At 32.7% G+C, this 21245-nt stretch carries 20 protein-coding genes; 13 read left to right on the forward strand and 7 right to left on the reverse strand.

The annotated features are described in order from the left end of the window. The first annotated feature begins 253 nt into the window (after positions 1–253). On the forward strand, positions 254–1192 hold the full coding sequence (locus MTP08_RS13320; RefSeq protein WP_243576356.1) for a glycosyltransferase family A protein: 939 nt from the start codon (positions 254–256) through the stop codon (positions 1190–1192). 3 nt (positions 1193–1195) lie between these two features. Here the strand turns inward: MTP08_RS13320 and MTP08_RS13325 are convergent, their stop codons facing one another. Next, complete coding sequence (locus MTP08_RS13325; RefSeq protein ID WP_243576357.1) at positions 1196–2203, reverse strand: glycosyltransferase; 1008 nt, start codon at positions 2201–2203, stop codon at positions 1196–1198. Positions 2204–2272: 69 nt separating this feature from the next. Between MTP08_RS13325 and MTP08_RS13330 the strand changes: the two genes are divergently transcribed. Together MTP08_RS13330 and MTP08_RS13335 are read left to right on the forward strand one after the other, a co-directional pair. Beyond that, positions 2273–2836, forward strand: coding sequence for an acyltransferase (locus tag MTP08_RS13330; protein WP_243576358.1), 564 nt, complete (start codon positions 2273–2275; stop codon positions 2834–2836). Between the two features lie 109 nt (positions 2837–2945). Continuing rightward, positions 2946–3755 carry a glycosyltransferase family 2 protein gene (locus MTP08_RS13335; RefSeq protein WP_243576359.1) on the forward strand — a complete coding sequence of 270 codons (810 nt, stop codon included), beginning with the start codon at positions 2946–2948 and terminating at the stop codon, positions 3753–3755. 31 nt (positions 3756–3786) lie between these two features. Here the strand turns inward: MTP08_RS13335 and MTP08_RS13340 are convergent, their stop codons facing one another. Continuing rightward, positions 3787–4563, reverse strand: a complete 777-nt coding sequence (locus MTP08_RS13340) for a class I SAM-dependent methyltransferase (protein ID WP_243576360.1) — start codon at positions 4561–4563, stop codon at positions 3787–3789. 90 nt (positions 4564–4653) lie between these two features. On the opposite strand from MTP08_RS13340, the gene MTP08_RS13345 reads away from it, so the two are divergent. The 8 genes from MTP08_RS13345 to MTP08_RS13380 all read left to right on the forward strand — a co-directional run bounded on the left by MTP08_RS13345 (position 4654) and on the right by MTP08_RS13380 (position 12030). Further along, a complete protein-coding gene (locus MTP08_RS13345) occupies positions 4654–5805 on the forward strand; it encodes a glycosyltransferase (RefSeq protein ID WP_243576361.1) in 1152 nt (383 codons plus the stop codon). A 38-nt stretch (positions 5806–5843) separates the two neighbouring features. After that, positions 5844–6764 carry a glycosyltransferase family 2 protein gene (locus MTP08_RS13350; RefSeq protein WP_243576362.1) on the forward strand — a complete coding sequence of 307 codons (921 nt, stop codon included), beginning with the start codon at positions 5844–5846 and terminating at the stop codon, positions 6762–6764. A gap of 1 nt (position 6765) precedes the next feature. Beyond that, positions 6766–7917 (forward strand): glycosyltransferase, encoded by a 1152-nt coding sequence (locus MTP08_RS13355; RefSeq protein WP_243576363.1) that lies wholly within the window; start codon positions 6766–6768, stop codon positions 7915–7917. A gap of 31 nt (positions 7918–7948) precedes the next feature. Next, positions 7949–8506, forward strand: a complete 558-nt coding sequence (locus tag MTP08_RS13360; RefSeq protein WP_243576364.1) for a serine acetyltransferase — start codon at positions 7949–7951, stop codon at positions 8504–8506. A gap of 131 nt (positions 8507–8637) precedes the next feature. Then, on the forward strand, positions 8638–9306 hold the full coding sequence (locus MTP08_RS13365) for a carbonic anhydrase (protein ID WP_209389447.1): 669 nt from the start codon (positions 8638–8640) through the stop codon (positions 9304–9306). Positions 9307–9325: 19 nt separating this feature from the next. Beyond that, positions 9326–9628 (forward strand): hypothetical protein, encoded by a 303-nt coding sequence (locus MTP08_RS13370; RefSeq protein WP_209389446.1) that lies wholly within the window; start codon positions 9326–9328, stop codon positions 9626–9628. Positions 9629–9770: 142 nt separating this feature from the next. Further along, complete coding sequence (locus MTP08_RS13375) at positions 9771–11366, forward strand: SulP family inorganic anion transporter (RefSeq protein ID WP_243576365.1); 1596 nt, start codon at positions 9771–9773, stop codon at positions 11364–11366. 28 nt (positions 11367–11394) lie between these two features. After that, on the forward strand, positions 11395–12030 hold the full coding sequence (locus MTP08_RS13380) for a carbonic anhydrase family protein (RefSeq protein ID WP_209389444.1): 636 nt from the start codon (positions 11395–11397) through the stop codon (positions 12028–12030). A 531-nt stretch (positions 12031–12561) separates the two neighbouring features. Here MTP08_RS13380 and pth read toward each other — a convergent pair. From pth to mfd, 3 genes are all read right to left on the reverse strand, one after another. After that, positions 12562–13125 carry an aminoacyl-tRNA hydrolase gene (gene pth, locus MTP08_RS13385; RefSeq protein ID WP_209389443.1) on the reverse strand — a complete coding sequence of 188 codons (564 nt, stop codon included), beginning with the start codon at positions 13123–13125 and terminating at the stop codon, positions 12562–12564. Between the two features lie 86 nt (positions 13126–13211). Further along, positions 13212–14159 carry a hypothetical protein gene (locus MTP08_RS13390; protein ID WP_243576366.1) on the reverse strand — a complete coding sequence of 316 codons (948 nt, stop codon included), beginning with the start codon at positions 14157–14159 and terminating at the stop codon, positions 13212–13214. 212 nt (positions 14160–14371) lie between these two features. Then, on the reverse strand, positions 14372–17734 hold the full coding sequence (gene mfd / locus MTP08_RS13395) for a transcription-repair coupling factor (RefSeq protein WP_243576367.1): 3363 nt from the start codon (positions 17732–17734) through the stop codon (positions 14372–14374). Between the two features lie 237 nt (positions 17735–17971). Between mfd and MTP08_RS13400 the strand changes: the two genes are divergently transcribed. Both MTP08_RS13400 and MTP08_RS13405 read left to right on the forward strand, forming a co-directional pair. After that, positions 17972–18361, forward strand: coding sequence for a hypothetical protein (locus MTP08_RS13400; protein ID WP_243576368.1), 390 nt, complete (start codon positions 17972–17974; stop codon positions 18359–18361). 158 nt (positions 18362–18519) lie between these two features. Next, entirely contained in the window at positions 18520–18777 is a 258-nt protein-coding gene (locus MTP08_RS13405; RefSeq protein ID WP_243576369.1) for a hypothetical protein, read from the forward strand. Between the two features lie 51 nt (positions 18778–18828). On the opposite strand, the gene trpS is transcribed toward MTP08_RS13405, so the two are convergent. Both trpS and serS read right to left on the reverse strand, forming a co-directional pair. After that, the gene (gene trpS, locus MTP08_RS13410; protein ID WP_243576370.1) at positions 18829–19797 is read right to left on the reverse strand and encodes a tryptophan--tRNA ligase; all 969 of its coding nucleotides are present in this window, start codon (positions 19795–19797) and stop codon (positions 18829–18831) included. Between the two features lie 173 nt (positions 19798–19970). After that, positions 19971–21239, reverse strand: coding sequence for a serine--tRNA ligase (gene serS / locus MTP08_RS13415; protein WP_243576371.1), 1269 nt, complete (start codon positions 21237–21239; stop codon positions 19971–19973). Positions 21240–21245: the final 6 nt, after the last annotated feature.

A 21245-nucleotide genomic window follows, 5' to 3' on the forward strand; every position in this document is an offset into this window, starting at 1 on the left:
TTACACCATTTTTAGTAATATATAAAAAGAGCAAAACATAAATCATAACTCCCCAATATTTTAGTTTTGAAAAACATCCTGGAATTCAATATTTTTTTGTAGCACAGTCATTTTTATAACACAAAATGATAAGTGTAGTGAAAATTTTAAAAACATTTTAGGATATTTGCAACGCATGAATGAAACTCCACTAATATCAATAATCACAACTTTTTACAACTCTGTTCAGCTAGGCAATTTTGTAACATCTTCTATGAACTGTTTACTGAATCAAAGTTATAAAAATATCGAATTTATATGCGTTAATGACGGTTCTACCGATGCTACTCTTGCAGAATTGGAAAGATTTGCCGAGAAAGACGCTAGAATAAAAATTTATACCAAAGAAAACCAAAAATATGCACAATACTCCAAAGCTTATGGACAGGAAAAAGCATCAGGAGATTTTATTTTTTTATTCGATCATGATGATTTAATAGAATTAGATACCATTGAGAAATGTTACCAAACTTTTTTGAAGAATCCTAAACTTGATATTGTAACTCCAATTGTTATCACAAAATTTACAGATGGAAAGGTAAAATATATTAATAATATTTATTTTCAAACATCTTTAGACAATAAATTCGAATACAAAGAATTCTCTGGTAAACAAATTTTACAAGATACTGTTGGGCGATATGATATCCATATAAGGGGGCTTTATAGAGCTAAAAACTTCAAATCTTTTTCATTTGAATTTAACGAACCTCTTTTAAACGCAGACGAAATTGTAGAAAGATTAATTTTTGAGAATGCTCAATATATAGGAAATTGTAATTCTGTATATACTCATTTCATCCACCCCGAATCTTCAGCTAAAAAACTTAGCCTAAAAAAAATTGATCTTGTACGAACCGATGTTATACTTAGAAGTATTTTTAAGAAAAAAGAAATTTATGTGCAGCGAAAATCAATCTTTGAGTTTGTAGCATATAAAAATTTGGTTAATGCCATCAAAATTTATCATTCTTTTTTTTCGGAGATGACAAAAGAAGAAAAAATGAAGCAACTTAACCGAATTAAAAATTCTTACACCGAATTAGACAAGACAGAAGTTAAAAATCAATTTCATGGTTTGAGTAAAATATACAATAGCATTTTGCTTTCAAACTTTAGTCTTTTGATGTCCTATTATAAATTCAAAAAATAAAAATTATCTTTCAAAACGATAAATAAATATTTTAGTGGCTAAAGAAGAAGGTATGTTTTGTAAAAAATTTTTCTTTTTAAGATGTGCACTGTACGCTGAACTAAAATAATCGGTAAAGTCTAGTTTTGTAAGTTTTTGCATTCGTGCAATATTATTTTTAAGATAGTCTTTATCTTTAATTGCTTTCCACTGCATAATAAGCACCATCTCTTTAAAAAGAATGATTTTATTTTTTATAAGCTGTTTTAATATATTATTTTTCTCATTTTTATAAGCTTCTGTAAAATACTCTAGAATGGTTAAAAAGTTTTCAAAGTTTTTTTTCGTTCTATTAAAAATAACCGATTCTCCGTGTAAATAATAAAGATAAGTAATGTCATCTATCACTGCCAAAGAATCTGCTTTTAGCAAAAGGTGAAAAAACCACAGTTCATCTTGCGCATACAAACCAGGGATGAAGTAAATTTTATTTTTTAAAATAAAATCTCTTTTTATTAATTTGTTCCACGAAGAGGAAGGGAAGCCTCCATTACTATATACAGAAAAAATCTCCAATCGATTATTGTATATATTTTTCGCAGCATTTGTCGGAAAACCGAAATCTTTAGTTGTATTATCAAAAGTATTAATCCATCGGTTTTGGGCAACCATTATTTGGGCATTTGTCTGTATAGCATTATTTAAAAGTAATTCTATACAATTTTCTATAATCTCATCATCACTATCTAAAAAAAATATATACTCGCCAAAAGAAGCGTTAATACCACTATTTCTCACCACAGATAATCCTGAATTTTGATCATGCTCAATAATTTTAATATCAAGTATTGGATTTTCTTTTATAAAATCTTTAATAATATCCATACTCTTATCCGGAGTACAATCATTAACCAACACGATTTCAAAATTCGTATAAGTTTGTTTTTTTACAGATTCTAAGCATCTTAGAATATATTTCTCGCATTTAAAAACGGGAATATTGATACTTACTAAGGGTTTATTTTTATCCATCAGTTGTTTTACATTGAAAAACAGCAAAATTATGAAGAATATTTAATACTTTTGGCTAAACATTTTTAGATGAAAAAGACAGCAGGCTTCTTTTTTATAAAATTTCAAAAATTTTTTAACAGTTGTATCAACACAAAAAAAAGATCTCTTTTTTTTACGGAGAAAAGTTTCATAGATTCTTCTTTTAAATTAGGTTCTAATAATATATTGGATATATCGGATAAAGCAATATTTAATTTCGAAAAGAACGTCTTTATAAACAATTCTAATTTTATAACCGTAAAGCCTAATGCAAAATTCTCCATAGGGGAAGAAACTTACATTACTCGAGCTACAATTTCCTGTTTAGGAGAAATAGAGATTGGTAAAAACTGTATTTTGGGAGAAGGACTGAAAATTTTCGATCATAATCATCAATACATCAAAAATCCTTTTTCGGTATCCAAAATCGATTTTAATATTGGAAAAGTTAAAATTGGAAATAATGTTTGGACAGGTGCGAATGTAGTTATTCTTAAAGACGTAACCATCGGAGATAATGTTATTTTAGGTGCAGGTTGTGTCATCCATAAAGATGTACCAGCAAATTCTATCATTATTAATAAACAAGACCTCCAAAGAATAACTCTCTAAGAAATATTTATATATATTCGTTTTTTGTTATAAATGATTTATTCAAAAAAACAAACACGATACTTATTCACAACACTATCTTTTTTTAATAAAATATTTACAAACAATAATGTTGAAAAAATTCTCTATCCTTATAGCTCATTATAATAATTTTGAATATTTCAAAGATTGTTATCAAAGTATAATAACCCAAACATATCAAAATTTTGAGGTTGTACTGGTAGACGATTGCTCATCTGATCATTCTTATGAAAAAATAAAAGAGCTCACAAAAAGTGATTCTCGTTTTCGACTTTTCCAAAATGATGAAAATAAAGGCGTTGGCTTCACCAAAAGAAAATGTGTAGAATTATCCCAAGGAGATATCTGTGGCTTTGTAGATCCCGATGATGCTATAAAAAACACCGCACTAGAAATTAGTGTAAAAAACCATACAGAAAACAACGTAGTTACATACTCTCAGTTTTATCTTTGTGATAGTAACTTACAGCCTTTACAACTTTTTCAGCACTCTAGAGCCGTAAAAAATAGAAAAAAGAATTTTTTTAATATTTTTCTCGAAGCTAATCATTTCTTTACATTTAAAAGATTGGCATACGAAAAAACTTTAGGAATAGATTCCTCGCTAACTTCTGCGGTAGACCAAGATTTGTATCTAAAACTTTATGAAACAGGAAATTTCACTTTTATAAAAGAACCTCTCTATTATTATCGTTTACACGAAAAAGGTGTTTCTCAGGAATCTTCAAAGAAAGAAAAACTTAATAATAATTGGCAACAGGTAATTTTGAATACTGCAAAACGAAGAAATATAAAATCAGTTTACGGAAAAAAGTTAAATGAAATAGAAAACCTGCCCTTATTTTTAAAAACAAAGCAAAATAATCTATTCACTAAAATTAAGAGAAAGTTTTTATAGATAAAAAAACACAGTATAAAACTGTGATTTTTTATTCTTTAATAATAACACCCGCATATTTTCCATCAAACTCAATAATATAGGGCTTTCTTTTGTTTTTTTCGCAGTAATCTTTAAAAGCGGCATTATCACCAATGTCATCACTCATAAAGACACCTCCTTTCTCGAGTTTATCCCAAAGAATGTTGTAAGCCCACATTCTGCCGTCGTAAGTCTTATCACTATCGTAATGTACAACATTAAAAGAATTTTGATCTTCAAAAATTTTCGGCAAAGATTCTTTATCTGCAAAACGGAATAACTTCCAATTTTTCTTGTATTTTTCAGGAATTACACATCCTACAAAATCTTCACTCTGATTTTGTAATATATAAGGCATATCCGAACTATATAGAGTGCCATTTCTTTCGACTAACGAAGCTAATGCTGCAAAAGAAGACCACCCATAAGCAACCCCCGTTTCTATAGAATTTTGAGATTTTACAAATTCATTAATATAATAAATAACGCTCAGAGAACCGGCTCCACCCATCTTTACAGGAGTTTTAGACTGCTCTTCCAAAGCTTGTGCAAATTCTGCCGGAAATAGAATTTCAAAAGGAACAAATGACAATTTCAAAACATCTTCGATGAATTTTTTTTCGGATATAGCATTAGATTTACACCAAATTTCGGCTTCTTCTTTACCTCTTAATGCGGAAGATCTATTGAATAAATTTTTCCAAATTTTACGTCTTAATTCAGGATATAAGTCTGGACGTTTTAAGTAAGCGAAAAAAGTATTTGTTATTTCAGCAATTTTAGTCATACATTATGTTTTGATCGACAAAAATACAAAACAATTACTCAAACAATCTTATATTTGTTCTTTTAATGACTAATTTTTTTAATTACACAAATGCCTCAAAAAATAAAAATTTTATTTTATCACCGCTCCATGGAAATAGGAGGGGTAGAAAAAGTACTTATCAATCAATTAAAGAATATTGACCTAAATATTTTTGAGGTAACTTTATTACTAAAAACATTTCAGGGAGAAATGAAATCGCAAATTCCCTCTAATATAGATTTGAAATTTCTATCGAAAGGGAAAGAAGACTTCTCTAGAATAAAACCAATTTATTATCTTCAATTAATCATAAGAAATTTAAAATTAAGATTACTTTCTAAAATACCTTATTTGATAAGGAAGTTCTATTTAAAAAAAGATTTCGATATTATTGTTGCACCCACTTACTCCAGTTTTGATGATGTTCTTAACAATTTTGATAAGAACTCTAGAAAAGTAGCTTGGTTTCACACCGATATAAGAGACGGAAAAGATCATGTGAAAAATTTAGTTTTATTAAACAAACTAAAGAAATTCGATTGGGTTGTATTTGGCTCTAATCAAACAAGAGATGTTATTAAAGATAATTATGACATATCTTATCCAAAAAGCCAAGTGATTTATAACCCTATGGATATTAATGGTACAAGACAAAAGGCAGAAGAATTTGAAGTAGTTTATAATTCTAGCCCCACATTCGTTTCAGTTGGAAGATTAAATAAGAGAAAAGGTTATCATACCTTAATGCAAGCACATCGAAATTTGCTAAATAAAGGTATTAATCATACTATTATTATTATTGGCGATGGCGAAGAAAAAAATAATTTAAAAAATAAAATAAAGGAGTTAAATGTTGAAAATTCCTTCATTTTATACGGATCCAAAACAAATCCTTATCCTTATATTAAAGCTGCAGATTTTTATATTTTATCTTCAGATTCAGAATCTTATCCCATGACTATTGGAGAAGTGCTTATATTGGGAAAACCTATTATAAGTACCAACGTAGGAGGTATTTCAGAAATGATTACCCAACATGAAAATGGCTTATTAATTGAGTATTCTGAAGTTGCTATGGAAGATGCTATAAAAACATTTATTTCCGACAAAGACTTTGTAGATAAAATAATTTCAAATAATAAAACAATAGATCAAAAATTCGATAATAAGATTATTCATAATCAGATAGAACAAATGTTTAAAGATTTAACCAAGAAATAATCTGATAAAAATCTAAAAGCTCAAAATACAACTATCTGATGAATAATCCTTTAATAACAATTTTTTCCCCCACTTACAATGCAGAAAAATTTCTTCCCTATGTATTCGAAACATTAAGAAAGCAAGATTATAAAAATTTTGAATGGTTAGTCGTAGACGACTGCTCTACAGACAATACAGTTCAATTACTTGAGTCATTCCGAGAAAAAGCAGATTTTCCTATTCGCATTATTCGAAACACAACAAATCAGATGATTACAAAAAACATAGAAATTGGTGTAAATAACGCACATGGAGAGTTTTTGTATCTTACAGGTCATGATGATGGATTAACCAACCAATGCCTTTCTACCTTTGTTAATGACTGGAATAGTATTGATATAAACACACAAGATCATCTTTGTGGTCTTGTCTACCACTGTGAAGATCAAGATGGAAATTTTATTGGAACAGAATATCCTTACGACTACTGGATTTCTAATGATTTTGAAATGCGCTTTAAATACAAAGTTAAAGGCGAAAAAAGCAGCTTCCATAAAGTTGAATTACTAAAAAAAATACAATATTCTTACCCTGAAATAGACACATACATTCCTGAGAATTTATTTTGGTTTGAGCTTAGTTATACATATAATTTTATGTATATAAATAAAGTATTAAGAATTTATTTCCAACATGATACCCACGAAAACATTTCAAAATCCATTGGACCAGGAAAAAAATACATGGCAGGTTTTGCATTTTTCTTTAAAGAAATCATTAGAAAATACAATTCTGTACTCAGAAAAGATTATTTTAAAATTTGGCTAACATTTCAGTTCAATTATGTCAGATATTCTAGATATAATCTTCAATCTTATTCTCATATAATTAGCGAATCTGTTAATAAATTTACAACGATTATTTTGATACCTTTTGCTATTGGTTTTGAAATTCTTAAATTTAGGAGACTACTTTAATATGCTTCAAAAAAAGAAAATTCTTATTCGTATTGGTTCTCTTCGCCATGGTGGTGCAGAAAAAGTACTCGTTACTTTTTTGAAGAATCTACCCAAGGATCAATTCGAAATCGATTTACTTTTAAACCTTTATTCCGGGAAATATTTACAGGAAGTTCCCAACTGGATAAATGTTTTGTACCTCAACAAAGGTGAAATGATTACCACGAACCGAATTCAGGATATTCCCAAAAAGGCATCTCGCGTTATTTATCAAAATTTACTGAGAAAATTCCCGAATTTACTTTATAAAAGAAAACTTCAGAACAAAAAATACGATATAGAATTTGCCGCCATCCACGGAATGAGGGACGAAATATTAAATTCTCCTTTGCAGTCGTCCAAAAAAATTGTCTGGATTCACAATGATCTTTCGGAGGTACGAGGCTATAGTAATGATGAAATTAAAAAGTTTTTTGGCTTTGATAAAATCTTAGTTATTTCTCAAAAAATTGAAAAACTTTTTCACGATTTGGCAGAAAATATTGTTGAAAAACAAAAAATAGTAAAAATTTACAATCCTTTAGACACACACGAAATCTTAACTGAGGCAGAGAAACCGGTAATTAATTATACATTTGATAAAAATATTCCCACCTTTATTTCTGTAGGAACTGTTTTTCCACAAAAAGGGTTCGACAGGCTTCTCAATGTTCATAAAAAACTTTTAGAAGAAGGATTTCAACATAAATTGCTGATTGTAGGGGATGGTTACGATTTTGAAAAAATCAAAAATTTGAAAAATGAATTGGGAGTTGATGACACAGCCAAACTTTTAGGCTTTACAGAAAACCCTTATCCATATTTTAAAAATGCAGATTTTTACATTCTGAGTTCCCGATATGAAGGATTTCCTACGGTTTTATTTGAAGCCATTACTCTTCAAAAAAAAATTATCGCAACAGAAGTTTCGGGTGTAAAAGAAATGTTAGACAATGGCAGTTTAGGATTAATCGTAGACAATTCTGAAAAAGGAATTTACGAGGGAATGAAAAATGCCTTGGTAAACCCTGCTCTTTTCGAGAATTACACCATAAGAATGAAAAGCTACACCAAGCCATTTACTCTGGAAAAATCCGTAAAAGATATTACAGACGTTCTCAATAAGCTCTGATTTTTACCTTAAAGATTTAAATTTGTTTTTTATGACAGATCATCACTCAACATTACAGAAAGATTTTTACAGAGAGAGCGGGAAATGGCTTTCAACTCTACAGATGTTAAAAAAAAGCATCAGTCCCAATCTTCATTTTATATATATTTTCAGAAAAACTCAGCAATACAGCAAAACTCCGATTTTAGGATTTTACTGGAGACTTATCCTGAGGCATTTTCAAATTAAATACGGATTTCAAATTTATCCTGAAACAGAAATCGGAGAAGGTTTTTACTTAGGACATTGGGGAAGTCTGGTTATTAACCCAAAAGTAAAAATTGGGAAAAACTGCAATATCGCACAAGGAGTAACAATAGGGCAGCAAAACAGAGGAAACAAAAAAGGCTTCCCAATTATAGGAAACCAAGTCTGGATAGGCCCAAATGCAGTAATTGTGGGCGGAATAAACATTGGAAACAATGTATTAATCGCTCCGAATGCTTATGTAAATTTCGATGTTCCAAACGATTCTGTTGTGGTGGGAAATCCAGCTCAAATATATACTAATCCTAATGCTACAGAAGGATACATTAATAACCTCATCTAAATTTTTCAGTATTAAATTTTGTTAAAAACAATTAAAGCTGATTCAAAATTAATATATTTGTATGATTATTGATTTAATCTATCAACTTCCCGAAGTTATTAAACTAAATGAATAATTCTAAAATTTAAACTATGACATCTTCTTACGACCATATTTTTGAAAATAACAAAAAATGGGTAGAATCTAAGATTGCAGATAACCCTAAGTTTTTCGAGGAGCTTGCAAAAACTCAAAATCCTGAATATCTTTATATAGGATGTTCAGATAGTAGAGCAACTGCTGAAGAGCTGATGGGAGCTAAGCCAGGAGAAGTTTTCGTTCATAGGAACATTGCCAATGTGGTAAATACTTTAGATATGAGCTCTACTGCTGTCATTCAGTATGCGGTGGAACATTTAAAAGTAAATCACATAGTGGTTTGTGGACATTACAACTGTGGCGGTGTAAAAGCTGCTATGACTTCTCAGGATTTAGGACTTCTTAATCCGTGGCTCCGAAACATCCGTGATGTGTACAGATTACATCAGGAAGAACTTGATTCTATAGAAGATGAAGGAAAACGTTATGATAAACTGGTAGAACTTAACGTTCAGGAGCAGTGTATTAACGTCATTAAAATGGCTTGTGTTCAGGAAAGATATATCCTTGAGGAGTATCCCGTTGTTCATGGTTGGGTTTTCGATCTCAGAAGCGGGAAAATTATCGATTTGAAGATTAATTTTGAAGAAATATTAAAAGACATCCAAAAAATATACAACCTAACGGGATCCGATTGGGTAATGAGCCGAAAGACAAAATAATTTGTCTAAAACTAAGTAAATGAAATTCTGGAGTATTGTTACATTACTGTTTATGCTAAACTTCACAGCTTTGCCAAGCATTGCTGTTATGGCAGGATGGGAAATTCCCAAAACAAATGTAATGCTTAATGAGGAAGAGCCTCACTCCCAGTATTCTTCGCTTTTCACGATGTTTGAAAAAACATTACCTAAGACTTTAAACGTACATGACTTCCTGAAATTTTTCGAAAATGATCTGGAAGAAAAACCCTTTATACTGATTGATGATGCCTCTCATCTTTCTCCTCTTTTAACGATATTCTCGCCTCCCCCAGAAGCGTAATTTTCTTTACATATAATTTTCATCACCTTTATTTACAGGTTATGAGGATTATGCATTCCTTAAATTTCCACAATTTAATTTATTTCAGCGGGCTTATAATACCATAAAGTCCGTCGGATTATTTTAGCATTTTTCAATCATCATGAAAAAATCAAAATCATTATTTGGAGGGATTAAAGAAAATTTCCCTTCAGGTCTCGTTGTATTTTTAGTTGCACTTCCACTTTGTCTTGGTATTGCACTTGCTTCGGGAGCACCACCATTATCCGGAATTATTTCCGGGATTATTGGCGGACTTGTTGTTGGGGCAATCAGTAACTCCAATATCTCAGTTTCGGGACCGGCTGCTGGTCTTACTGCTATTGTTTTAACGGCAATTACAGACCTTGGAGCATTCGAACTCTTTCTATGTGCGGGAATTATCGCTGGACTCATACAATTGGTTTTAGGCTTTATACGTGCAGGAAGCATTTCGAACTATTTCCCTAACAATGTTATAGAAGGTATGCTTGCCGGTATCGGAATCATCATTATTTTAAAACAGATTCCTCATGCTGTAGGTTTTGACAAAGATTATGAAGGTCATGAATCTATATTCGATAATGTATTAAACTTCAACTACTTTACCGAACTTTTGGGAGCAATACAACCTGGAGCAGTGGTAATTACATTAGTATCTATCGGAATTCTTCTAGCGTGGGATCATATAACATTTTTAAAGCGAATGAAAATGCTTCCCGGAGCTTTGGTAGCAGTAGCTGTTGGTATTTTACTTAATGAGTTATTCAAATCTACAGGAAGTTCGCTTGCCATTGGTAAAGAGCATTTGGTTCCTCTTCCGGTTCCAAAATCTCTGGAAGACTTTAAAAACCTCATAACATTACCAGACTTCTCCGGATTTACCAATTCTAAAGTATGGCTTGCCGGTGGAACTATTGCGGTAGTTGCTTCGGTTGAAACGTTATTATGTATTGAAGCTTCCGATAGGCTGGATGTTCAGAGAAGAATAACCGATACCAACCTGGAACTTAAAGCACAAGGAATAGGGAATCTGGTAAGCTCATTTATTGGTGGACTTCCGATGACCTCGGTTGTGGTAAGAAGTTCTGCCAACGCCAATGCAGGAGCAACGTCTAAAGTATCTGCAATGATTCATGGTGTTTTACTTTTGGTTTGCGTTCTTACAATTCCTTTCCTGCTGAATTTAATTCCTTTAGCTACGCTTGCTGCGGTATTACTTTTGGTAGGATATAAACTGGCAAAGCCGGCAACTTTCAAACATTTCTGGCATTTAGGAAAGTATCAGTTCATCCCATTTGTAGCAACGGTGATTGCTATTGTGGCGACCGATTTACTGAAAGGAGTAGGAATAGGTTTAGCCATCTCTATTTTCTATATTTTACAGGGAAATATGAAACGGGCATACTATTTAAGCAGGGAAAAGCTGAGCAATGCCAATGGTATTAAAATAAAACTGGCAGAAGAAGTTTCTTTTCTGAACAAGGCAGCTATTAAAAAGACTCTTAAAAATATTAAACCTAATTCTAATATTACAATAGACGCAACAGAAACATCTTATATCGCAACAGATGTTTTAGAAATGATTCAGGATTTTGCCAATATCAGAGCTAAAGAAGATGATATTAACGTGGAACTTTTAGGATTTAAAACATCATACAGAGATTACGAGAGCAACGAAGATTCTCACATCGTAATTACACACAATAAAGCAATTTAATTAATTTCAAAAAAATAAGAATAAAAATATGAAAGCACATACATCAGAAACCCAATCTACAATTACTCCGGAAAAAGCACTTAATTTTCTTAAAGAAGGTAATGAAAGATTTGTTAATAATTTAAAAGCTAACAGAGACCTTTTAGGACAGGTAAATGCTACAAGAGAAGGACAGTGGCCTTTTGCTGTTGTTTTGAGCTGTATCGACAGCCGTACTTCTGCAGAATTGATATTCGACCAAGGGCTGGGAGATATTTTCAGCATCCGAATTGCCGGTAATTTTGTCAATCAGGATATTTTAGGATCAATGGAATTTGGATGCAACGTTGCAGGCTCTAAGCTTATCGTAGTTTTGGGACACACAAAATGTGGAGCATTAAAGGGAGGACTTGATGCTGCCGAAATCGAAAGCATGGGTATGGATAATCTTAACCATCTTATCAGCCATTTCGATCCTATCATCAATAGAATTATTGAAGACGGTGAAGAACGTTCTTCTAAAAATGCCGAGCTTTTAGAAAAGCTTAATCAGCATAATGTTCTGAATGCCATTCAGGATATCCGCAAGCAGAGTTCAACTCTTAAGAAATTGGAAACTGAAGGGAAAATAAAAATTGTAGGAGCCAATTATGATGTCGAAACGGGCGTTGTAAACTGGTTATAAGAGTTTTTATTTAAAACATAAAATTGCAATAAGTCGGAAATATAATTTCCGACTTATTATTTTGTAAGAATTTTTTTCTAGATTTACCGTATTAAAGACACAAAACGATGATTTTCCTCTTAGGCTTAATGGCAGCTGTGAGTCTTGGATTTGCTCTGCTCATAACATATTTCTGTTTAAAACTCACAAGAAACATCCGCCAATATTGGCTTTATTGGTTATTAAATACAATAGTTTTTACCGTTAGTTTTTATATTTCGGTTATAATCACAACATATATTGTATTTGGAGATGTGGATGGCTTATTTGAAAAAGACAGTTTGAAAATATTATTTATGTTGACTTTAGCCCCTTTATCTTTTTGGATTATGAAGCTTTTTAGTCAACGTCTAAAGAAAACTAAATATACATGGTTCAGTAATCTATGTATTTTTATTGCTGTTCTCTTTATTTTAATATATTTATTTACAAATATTAACTATTATCTATTTTATGCATTCAAATGAAAAGGGTTAGCTAGTTTTACAACAACTATTTGCCGTTGAACGAAGACATGGTATTATTAATTCCTGCAAAAACAAAAGAAAGACTGGCTTTGGCAAACTTATCTATTCTTTCCGGCAGTTTCTCGCTTTCTTCGGTATTCCAAACACCTAAAACATAGTCTACCTGTTTTCCTTCTGCAAATTCTGCAGAAATTCCGAAACGCAGCCTTGCATAATTTTGGCTTTGCAAAACTTCCTGTATATTTTTTAATCCGTTGTGTCCTGCATCAGAACCTTTCATTTTCATGCGTAGAGTCCCAAAAGGCAATACAAGATCATCGGTAATCACCAAGATATTCTCCATTGGGATATTCTCTTTCTGCATCCAGTATTTTACAGCATTTCCAGATAGATTCATATAGGTATCGGGCTTCAGAACCAGAACTTTTCTTCCTTTATATTTGCCTTCTGCCATCCAGCCAAAATTGGTGCTGTTAAAAGGAGCTTCTAAATTTTCGGCGATTTTATCGGCAACTTTAAAACCTATATTGTGGCGGGTATTTTCATATTCAGTTCCTTTATTACCTAAACCGACAATTAAATACTTCATGAATTTATTTTTTTGCAAAATTAAGTCTTATTCAACAAAAAACTCAACCCTAACAGGATTGAGTTTAAAAAATATTTTAGTTGATGTTACATCGGTTTGTAAAAATAATTCACCATGAAACCTTGAGTTACATACGTTTGAGGATCGTATCTGTAATTGGTTGAAAAAACAACCGGCGTAGGAATAGGTACCATTAAATCTGTAATAGAAACTCTTTTAGGGTTATTTGGTGATAAAATTAAACTTCTGTCGTCATTAATCTCTGTAGAAATTAGCACAGAAACTTTATATTCGAAAGGCAGTAAAGTATATGCATTTATGTTGGAATCATAATTCAAAAATTCAAAATTATACTTCTCTGTTGGTGCATTTAAGGTACTTCCGTTGATAACCCCAATTTCCTTTAAAGTTGAAGAAACATTATCTCCTAAATAACTGAAAGTTGCTCTTGAATAATCGGTATATGCAAAAGAACTACCTCCAGCATCCGGACCGTCTTTTTTCAAGATTGTAGCCAGTTTTCCAGTAGTAGAACTGTACGTTAAGGTATATATAGATTTTGTTTTAGAGAAAACTACCCATGGTTGAGGCGGTGTTCCCGAAGCTTTTCTGTAAACAGTTCTATTTTCCGAAATTAAAGTAAGCTTTCCTAAATTTCCGTATGTGTACTGTTGGGTATAAGAAGTACTGTCGGTATCCAAAACACCATCACCATCAGAATCCAGATAACCGTTAAAAGTTACTTTACTTATTTTATCACCGCTGTACTCAATCTGAGTTACAGAACCTTTTTCTGTAAGAACTTTCGTTAAAAGAAGACCACTGTACTGATATTCTGCAATAGTTCCTGCGTCTGTAACTTCTCTAGACAAAGCTCTCGGCCCAACAAGACCTGTATTGGGGTTCAAATCCAAAAGCGGATCACCTTCCTCATTGGTGAGATCTTTACAAGAATTTACAGATGACAAACCTGCTATCAGTAAAACAAAGTAGAAAAGTCTTTTCATTTCTAAATGGATTATATAATTTTCCACAAATATAATTTTTTTTTGTATAAAAACTATCTTTTTGCAGATATTATCGCAAAAAATACAATAAAAAATAAATGATAAAGCTTGGTAAATAAGTTTTCCTACCTACATATTTACTTCAAATGCATAAATCTGAAAATCAACCAAATAAATGTCTCACTCGGAAATTAGGCTGATTAAGAATTTTCACGTTACAAGTAAAAAGCTCTTCATTATCATATTCCCAAAATAGATTTCAGCAAAACATTTACTTCATCTACATTTTTCACTTTATCTTTTCGCATCATGAGCTGATTGCCTTCTTTAGCCACTTTTTCTTTCAGTTGAGCCTGTGCGGGGTTTTGAGTAAGATAAGAAATAATATGTCTGAATTTATCGGTCTGATAAAATTTATCCTGAGGATTTCCCGGAAAATACCCTAAGAATATACCGTTTTTCATCACTATTTTTTCAAAACCTATTTCGGCAGCAAGCCATTTCAGCGCAACACTTTTCAGTAAATTAACAGCTTCATCAGGCAAATCTCCAAAACGGTCTTTAAGTTCAGATTCAAATTGATGAAGATCTTTTTCGTTGTCGATTTCTGCCAGTTTTTGGTAAAGCTGCAACCTCTCTTCAGTACTGGAAACGTAAGAATCGGGTAACATCAGTTCCAAATCTGTATCAATGTTTACTTCTTTTACCGATTTGAATAGTTTTTGTCTTTCCTCTTCATTTTCGAATAAATTTTCAAAATCTTTATCATCTTTAAGTTCTTCCAATGCTTCCTGCATAAGTTTCTGATAGGTTTCGAAACCCATTTCATTGATAAATCCGCTCTGTTCACCACCCAACAAATCACCGGCTCCACGAATTTCCAGATCCTTCATCGCAATTTGAAATCCACTGCCCAAATCCGAAAACTGTTCTATCGCTTCAAGTCTTTTTCTGGCATCGGAAGTCATCATATCAAAAGGCGGAGTAATAAGGTAGCAAAACGCTTTTCTATTGCTTCGTCCTACTCTTCCTCTCATCTGGTGGAGATCTGCCATCCCAAAACGCTGTGCATCATTAATGAAAATAGTATTGGCATTAGGAACATCTACTCCACTTTCTACAATGGTGGTAGAAACCAAAACATCATATTTCCCATCCATAAAATCGAGTACATTCTGCTCAAGCTGTTTACCATCCATTTGTCCGTGACCCGTAATAACTTTTGCATCCGGAACCAACCGTTGAATAAGCCCTGCAATATCTTTCAGGTTTTCTACTCTGTTATTGATAAAATATACCTGACCGTCTCTTTGAAGTTCATAAGACACCGCATCGCGAATAATTTCTTCATTAAAGCCAATAATCTGAGTATCTACAGGCTGTCTGTTTGGCGGAGGAGTTTTAATGACCGACAAATCTCTCGCTGCCATTAAAGAAAACTGAAGTGTTCGCGGAATGGGTGTGGCTGTAAGAGTAAGCGTATCAATATTACTTTTCAGCGTTTTAAGCTTATCTTTTACCGCAACTCCAAACTTATGTTCTTCATCTATAATGAGTAATCCTAAATCTTTAAATTTAATTTTTTCTGATGTGAGTTGATGTGTACCAATCACAATATCCAGTTTCCCGTTTTTTAAACCTTCAATCGTTTCATTTTTCTGCTTTGCAGTTCGGAAGCGGTTCATATAAGAAATATTAACAGGAAAATCTTTCAGTCTTTCTTTAAAGCTTCTGTAATGCTGAAACGCCAAAATTGTGGTAGGAACCAAAACCGCCACCTGCTTTCCATCGGTTGCAGCTTTAAAAGCAGCTCTAATAGCAACTTCAGTTTTACCAAAACCAACATCACCACATACCAAACGATCCATAACGCCTTCATTTTCCATATCATTCTTCACATCGATGGTCGCTTTTTCCTGATCTGGAGTATCTTCGTAGACAAAGCTTGCCTCCAACTCATTCTGCAGATAAGAATCCGGACTGAATGCGAAGCCTCTTGCTGTTTTTCTTTCGGCATAAAGTTTTATCAGGTCGAAAGCAATCTGCTTAACTTTGGCTTTAGTTTTCTGTTTTAGAGATTTCCAGGCAGGAGATCCCAGTTTACTTAAAACAACTTCTTTTCCGTCTGGACCGTTGTATTTGGAAATTTTGTGTAAAGAATGAATACTCACATAGAGTAAATCTCCATTTTTATAGGTAAGTTTGAAACATTCCTGAATTTTACCATCATTATTTACTTTCACCAATCCCATGAATTTACCAATTCCATGGTCGATATGGGCAATATAATCTCCCACTTTTAAAGACATTAAATCCTTCAATGTTAACTGCTCAGATTTCGCAAAAGCATTTTTTGCTTTGTACCTTTGGTAACGGTCGAAAATCTGATGATCGGTATACACCAGAATTTTATGATCCTGATCTAAAAACCCCTCATGCAGTTCAGATTTAAAGCTTTTAAAAGAAATTTGATGTCCAAGTTCTTCAAAAATAGATTCGAGTCTGTCTTTTTGCTTTTCTGTGGAAAAAGAAATCCATAAATCGTAGCCATCATCATGTTTCTCGCGGAGATTTTCGATGAGCATTTCAAAATTCTTATGGAAAGAAGGCTGAGTGGTTTGGTTTAATTTTAATTCAGTCGATTTCAAATTTTCTATGCCAACACTACTAAAATCGATTGTTTTGAATTTCTTATAATCAAACAAAAACTCTTCATCCGAAATAAAAAGTTCCTGCGGAGTTCTGTGAGAAATATCTTTATTTAAACCTTCATATTTCTCTAATGCTTTTTCGTAGAAAGATTTAATTTTCTGAAGCCCAACTACCGCATTTTTAGAAATAATTACCGAATCTTGAGGAAGAATTTCCAGTAAAGAAACCTTTGTACCCGACACTGAGAAATTCATATTGGAAACCAACTGAAAACCGTCTACTTTATCTACTGAAAGCTGAGTTTCTATATCGAAAGTTTTTATACTTTCTACTTCGTTGCCGAAAAATGTAATTCTGTAAGGCTTTTCGTTGGAAAAAGAAAAAACATCTACAATCCCGCCTCGAACAGAAAATTCTCCGGGCTCGGAAACAAAATCGGTCTGCTGGAACTGATAATGGTTCAACAGTTCATCAACAAAATCAAAATCCAGATGATCTCCAGTTTTTATATGATGCGAAATGGCTTTAAAATCTTCTTTTTTAAGAACTTTTTCAGATAAAGCACCCATAAAAGCTACAATTACTTTAGGCGACTTTTCAGAATTTATTTTATTGAGAACTTCGGTTCGCAAAACAAGATTTGCATTCTGTGTTTTCTCGATTTGATAGGGTTCGAGGTGAGTCGCCGGAAAATAAAGTACGTTTTCATTACCGAGCAAATCTTCCATTTCTGTATTTGCATACAATGCCTCTTCTTTTTCATCCAAGAGAAAAAGAACCGTTTTGTTCTGGGTAAGAAAAACTTCTGCCGCAAAAATAGAAGAAGCAGAACCTGCACTACCCTTTACTGAAAGATGAGTATTATTTTCTAAAGAATGCAAAATTTCTTTTCCAAATTCTTTTTTTAACAAATCGGGCAAAAATTTTTCGCTGATGTTTTTTAGCTGCATAGATAATTTGTAAAAACGACAAAAACGATTTCGGAGAACTTCCCGAAACCGTGCAAATATCATACAAAGGTAACAGTTTATTTTAAAATGATAAGATTTTCCAAAAAAGAGCCGATGTATAGAAATCATCTTAAAATTCAACCAAAATATTAGAATTTAAGTTAAAAAAGTAAACCAAAATATTTTTTAGGCATACAATTTGAAAACCCTATACCACTAACCGAAAAAATAAATATTATGAAAAATGTATTCAAAATTTTAGGAGTGTTCGTACTTCTATTTGCTTTAACTTCGATTACTTCATGCAGTAGAGACGACGATCCTGCAGATAACGATTTTTTTGCAGGCACTTACAAAGGCAGCATATCTTACAAAGACAGTTCTAACGATATTGCTACGGATACCGGAGAAGTTTTTGTTACAAAAATCGCCAGCGGAACAAAATACAACTTCCGATTCTCTAACAGCATTCCCGATCTGAACGGTCTTCAATTTGAAAAACAAGGAGATAATTCTTTGGTAATGGTGGGATCTAATGCTTTAGTATATGTAAGAATAGACAATAAAGAATTAAAAATATACTATAAGGCTGACGGTAAAACTTGGACAGCCAATTGCACCAGATAATAAAACATTCTTGATACATGAAAATCCATCTCATATTTGAAGATGGATTTTTATTTACAGCAAATCTTAATATGTTATAAAATTTGGTTAAGAAAATGAAATTAAATTTTTTCTATTGAAATTTTATCTAAATTTACTCTTGTAAAATATAAAAACAAATGAAAAAATTCTTAACAGCAATGTCTATCGTATTAGGACTTGGACTTGCTTCCGCTCAACAAGTAGCTCCAGCTGCTAAAACAGCCAACAAAACTACTACTACAAAACAGGTAAAACCTGCAAAAGCTGTACAAACTCCTGCTGCAAAACCAGCAGTAAAACTGAAAAAAGACGGAACACCAGATAAAAGGTATAAAGAAAACCAAAAACTGAAAAAAGACGGTACTCCGGATAAAAGATTTAAAGTTAACAAATAAAAAAAAGCTGATTCAGATTTTGAATCAGCTTTTTTTTAAGTAATTATTGTTCTAAATTCCCAAACTCTCTCTAACTCTTTTCATTGTTTCGGTAGCAATTACTCGGGTTTTTTCGGCTCCTTCCTGAAGTTTTGCTTCCAATTCGCTAAGATTATTCATGTAATATGAGAAAAGTTCTCTTTCCTGAGCAAACTTCACTAAAATTAAATCTAAAAGTTCTTTTTTAGCATGTCCATAACCAAAATTACCTGCTTCATATTTTGCTCTTAATTCTTCAGTCTGTTCAGGGGTTGCGATGAGTTCGTAGATGGCAAATGTCTTATCTGTTGAAGGATCTTTAGGCTCTTCCAGTGTTTTAGAATCACTCTCTATGCTCATCACCTGCTTTTTCAGTTCTTTTTCTGGCAAAAATATATTAATAATATTCCCTCTGGATTTAGACATTTTGTGACCGTCTGTCCCGGGAACATATTTCGTACTTTCCTGAAGTTCAGATTGAGGCAATACAAAAACTTCTCCCATCTGATTATTAAATCGAGAAGCAACATCGCGGGCAATTTCCAAATGCTGCAACTGATCTTTTCCTACAGGAACAATTTCGGCATCATACAATAAAATATCTGCTGCCATAAGAATAGGATATGTAAACAAACCTGCATTAACATCCTGCAAACGGTCTGCTTTATCTTTAAATGAATGTGCTAATGTAAGTCTCTGGTAAGGAAAAAAACATGATAAATGCCAAGAAAGTTCACAGGTTTCCGGGATGTCGCTCTGTCTGTAAAAATATGTTTTTTCTGTATCTAATCCGCAGGCAAGCCAAGCTGCAGCAATCTCGTAAGTATTCTGTTTCAGTTCTTTTGCATCTTTAATCTGGGTAAGAGAGTGAAGATTGGCAATAAATAAAAACGATTCGTTTCCTTCCTTTTTAGAAAGTTCAATTGCAGGAATAATTGCACCTAACAAATTCCCTAGATGCGGTGTTCCGGTGGCTTGTATGCCGGTAAGAATTCTTGACATTGTTTAATATGGGTATTTAAAATTTAAATGAATTACAAATTTAATATGTTTACAAAACTTTCGGGCATATTTTTAAAACAAAGTTTATAAACAATCGTTGTTGATCTCAATCTGTATGGCAAACAAAAAAGGCTGCCATTACAGCAACCTTTATATTTTATAATGAAAACCTCTTAGTTGATTAAATCGAATTTTGCGTATTCTGCAATCTTCTTAGGAAGTCTGATGCCTTCTTCCGTTTGGTTGTTTTCTAATAAAGCTGCCATAATTCTCGGTAATGCCATTGCTGAACCATTTAGGGTATGAACAAGCTGAGATTTCCCGTCTGCTTTATAACGGCACTTCAACCTGTTTGCCTGGAAAGTTTCAAAATTGGAAACAGAACTTACTTCCAGCCATTTTTCCTGAGCGGCACTCCATACTTCAAAATCGTAAGTCATTGCAGAAGCGAAGCCTGTGTCTCCTCCACACAATCTTAAAACTCTGTAAGGCAGTTCTAAATCTTCAAGAATACTTTTTATATGCCCTACCATCTCTTCCAAAACGGCATAAGAGTTTTCTGGTTTTTCTATTCTTACGATTTCTACCTTTTCAAACTGGTGCAAACGATTTAATCCTCTTACATGAGCTCCGTAACTTCCAGCTTCTCTTCTGTAACACTGAGAAAATGCTGTATTTTTTATCGGCAGATCTTTTTCGTCCAACAGAACATCGCGATACAAATTAGTAACCGGAACTTCAGCAGTTGGAATTAAATATAAATCGTCTGCCTGAATGTAATACATTTGGCCTTCTTTATCCGGTAATTGCCCTGTTCCGTATCCTGAAGCTTCATTCACTACATGAGGCGGATTTACCTCCAGATAACCTGCATCAACATTTTTGTCTAAGAAATACTGAACTAAGGCTCTCTGTAATCTGGCTCCTTTTCCAAAATAAACCGGAAATCCTGCACCTGCGATTTTTACGCCCAATTCAAAATCGATGAGATTATATTTCTTTGCCAATTCCCAGTGAGGAATAGCACCATCTCCCAATCCTTCTACATCATGAGACTGATAAATTGTTTCATTATCCTCGGCAGTAGCTCCATTTTTCACCAGTTCGTTGGGAATATTGGGAATTTGATATAGAATATCTAATAAAGCTTTTTCTTTTACCTCTAACTGAGACTGTAATTCTTTGCTCGATTCTTTAAATTGTGCTGTTTTAGATTTTGATGCTTCAGCTTCTTCTTTTTTCCCTTCTTTCATTAAGAGACCGATTTCTTTAGAAATTTTGTTAATCTCTGAAAGCTGAGAGTCTAATTCGAACTGAATTTTTTTTCTCTGTTCATCTGTAGCGATAGCCTCATCTACCAGCTCAAGATTTTTGAACTGTCTTTTTTTAAGACCTTCTAAAACGCGTTCTTTATTATCGCGCAAAAAATTAACCTGTAACATTTTTGT

Source organism: Chryseobacterium oryzae (assembly GCF_022811665.1).
GTDB lineage: Bacteria > Bacteroidota > Bacteroidia > Flavobacteriales > Weeksellaceae > Chryseobacterium > Chryseobacterium oryzae.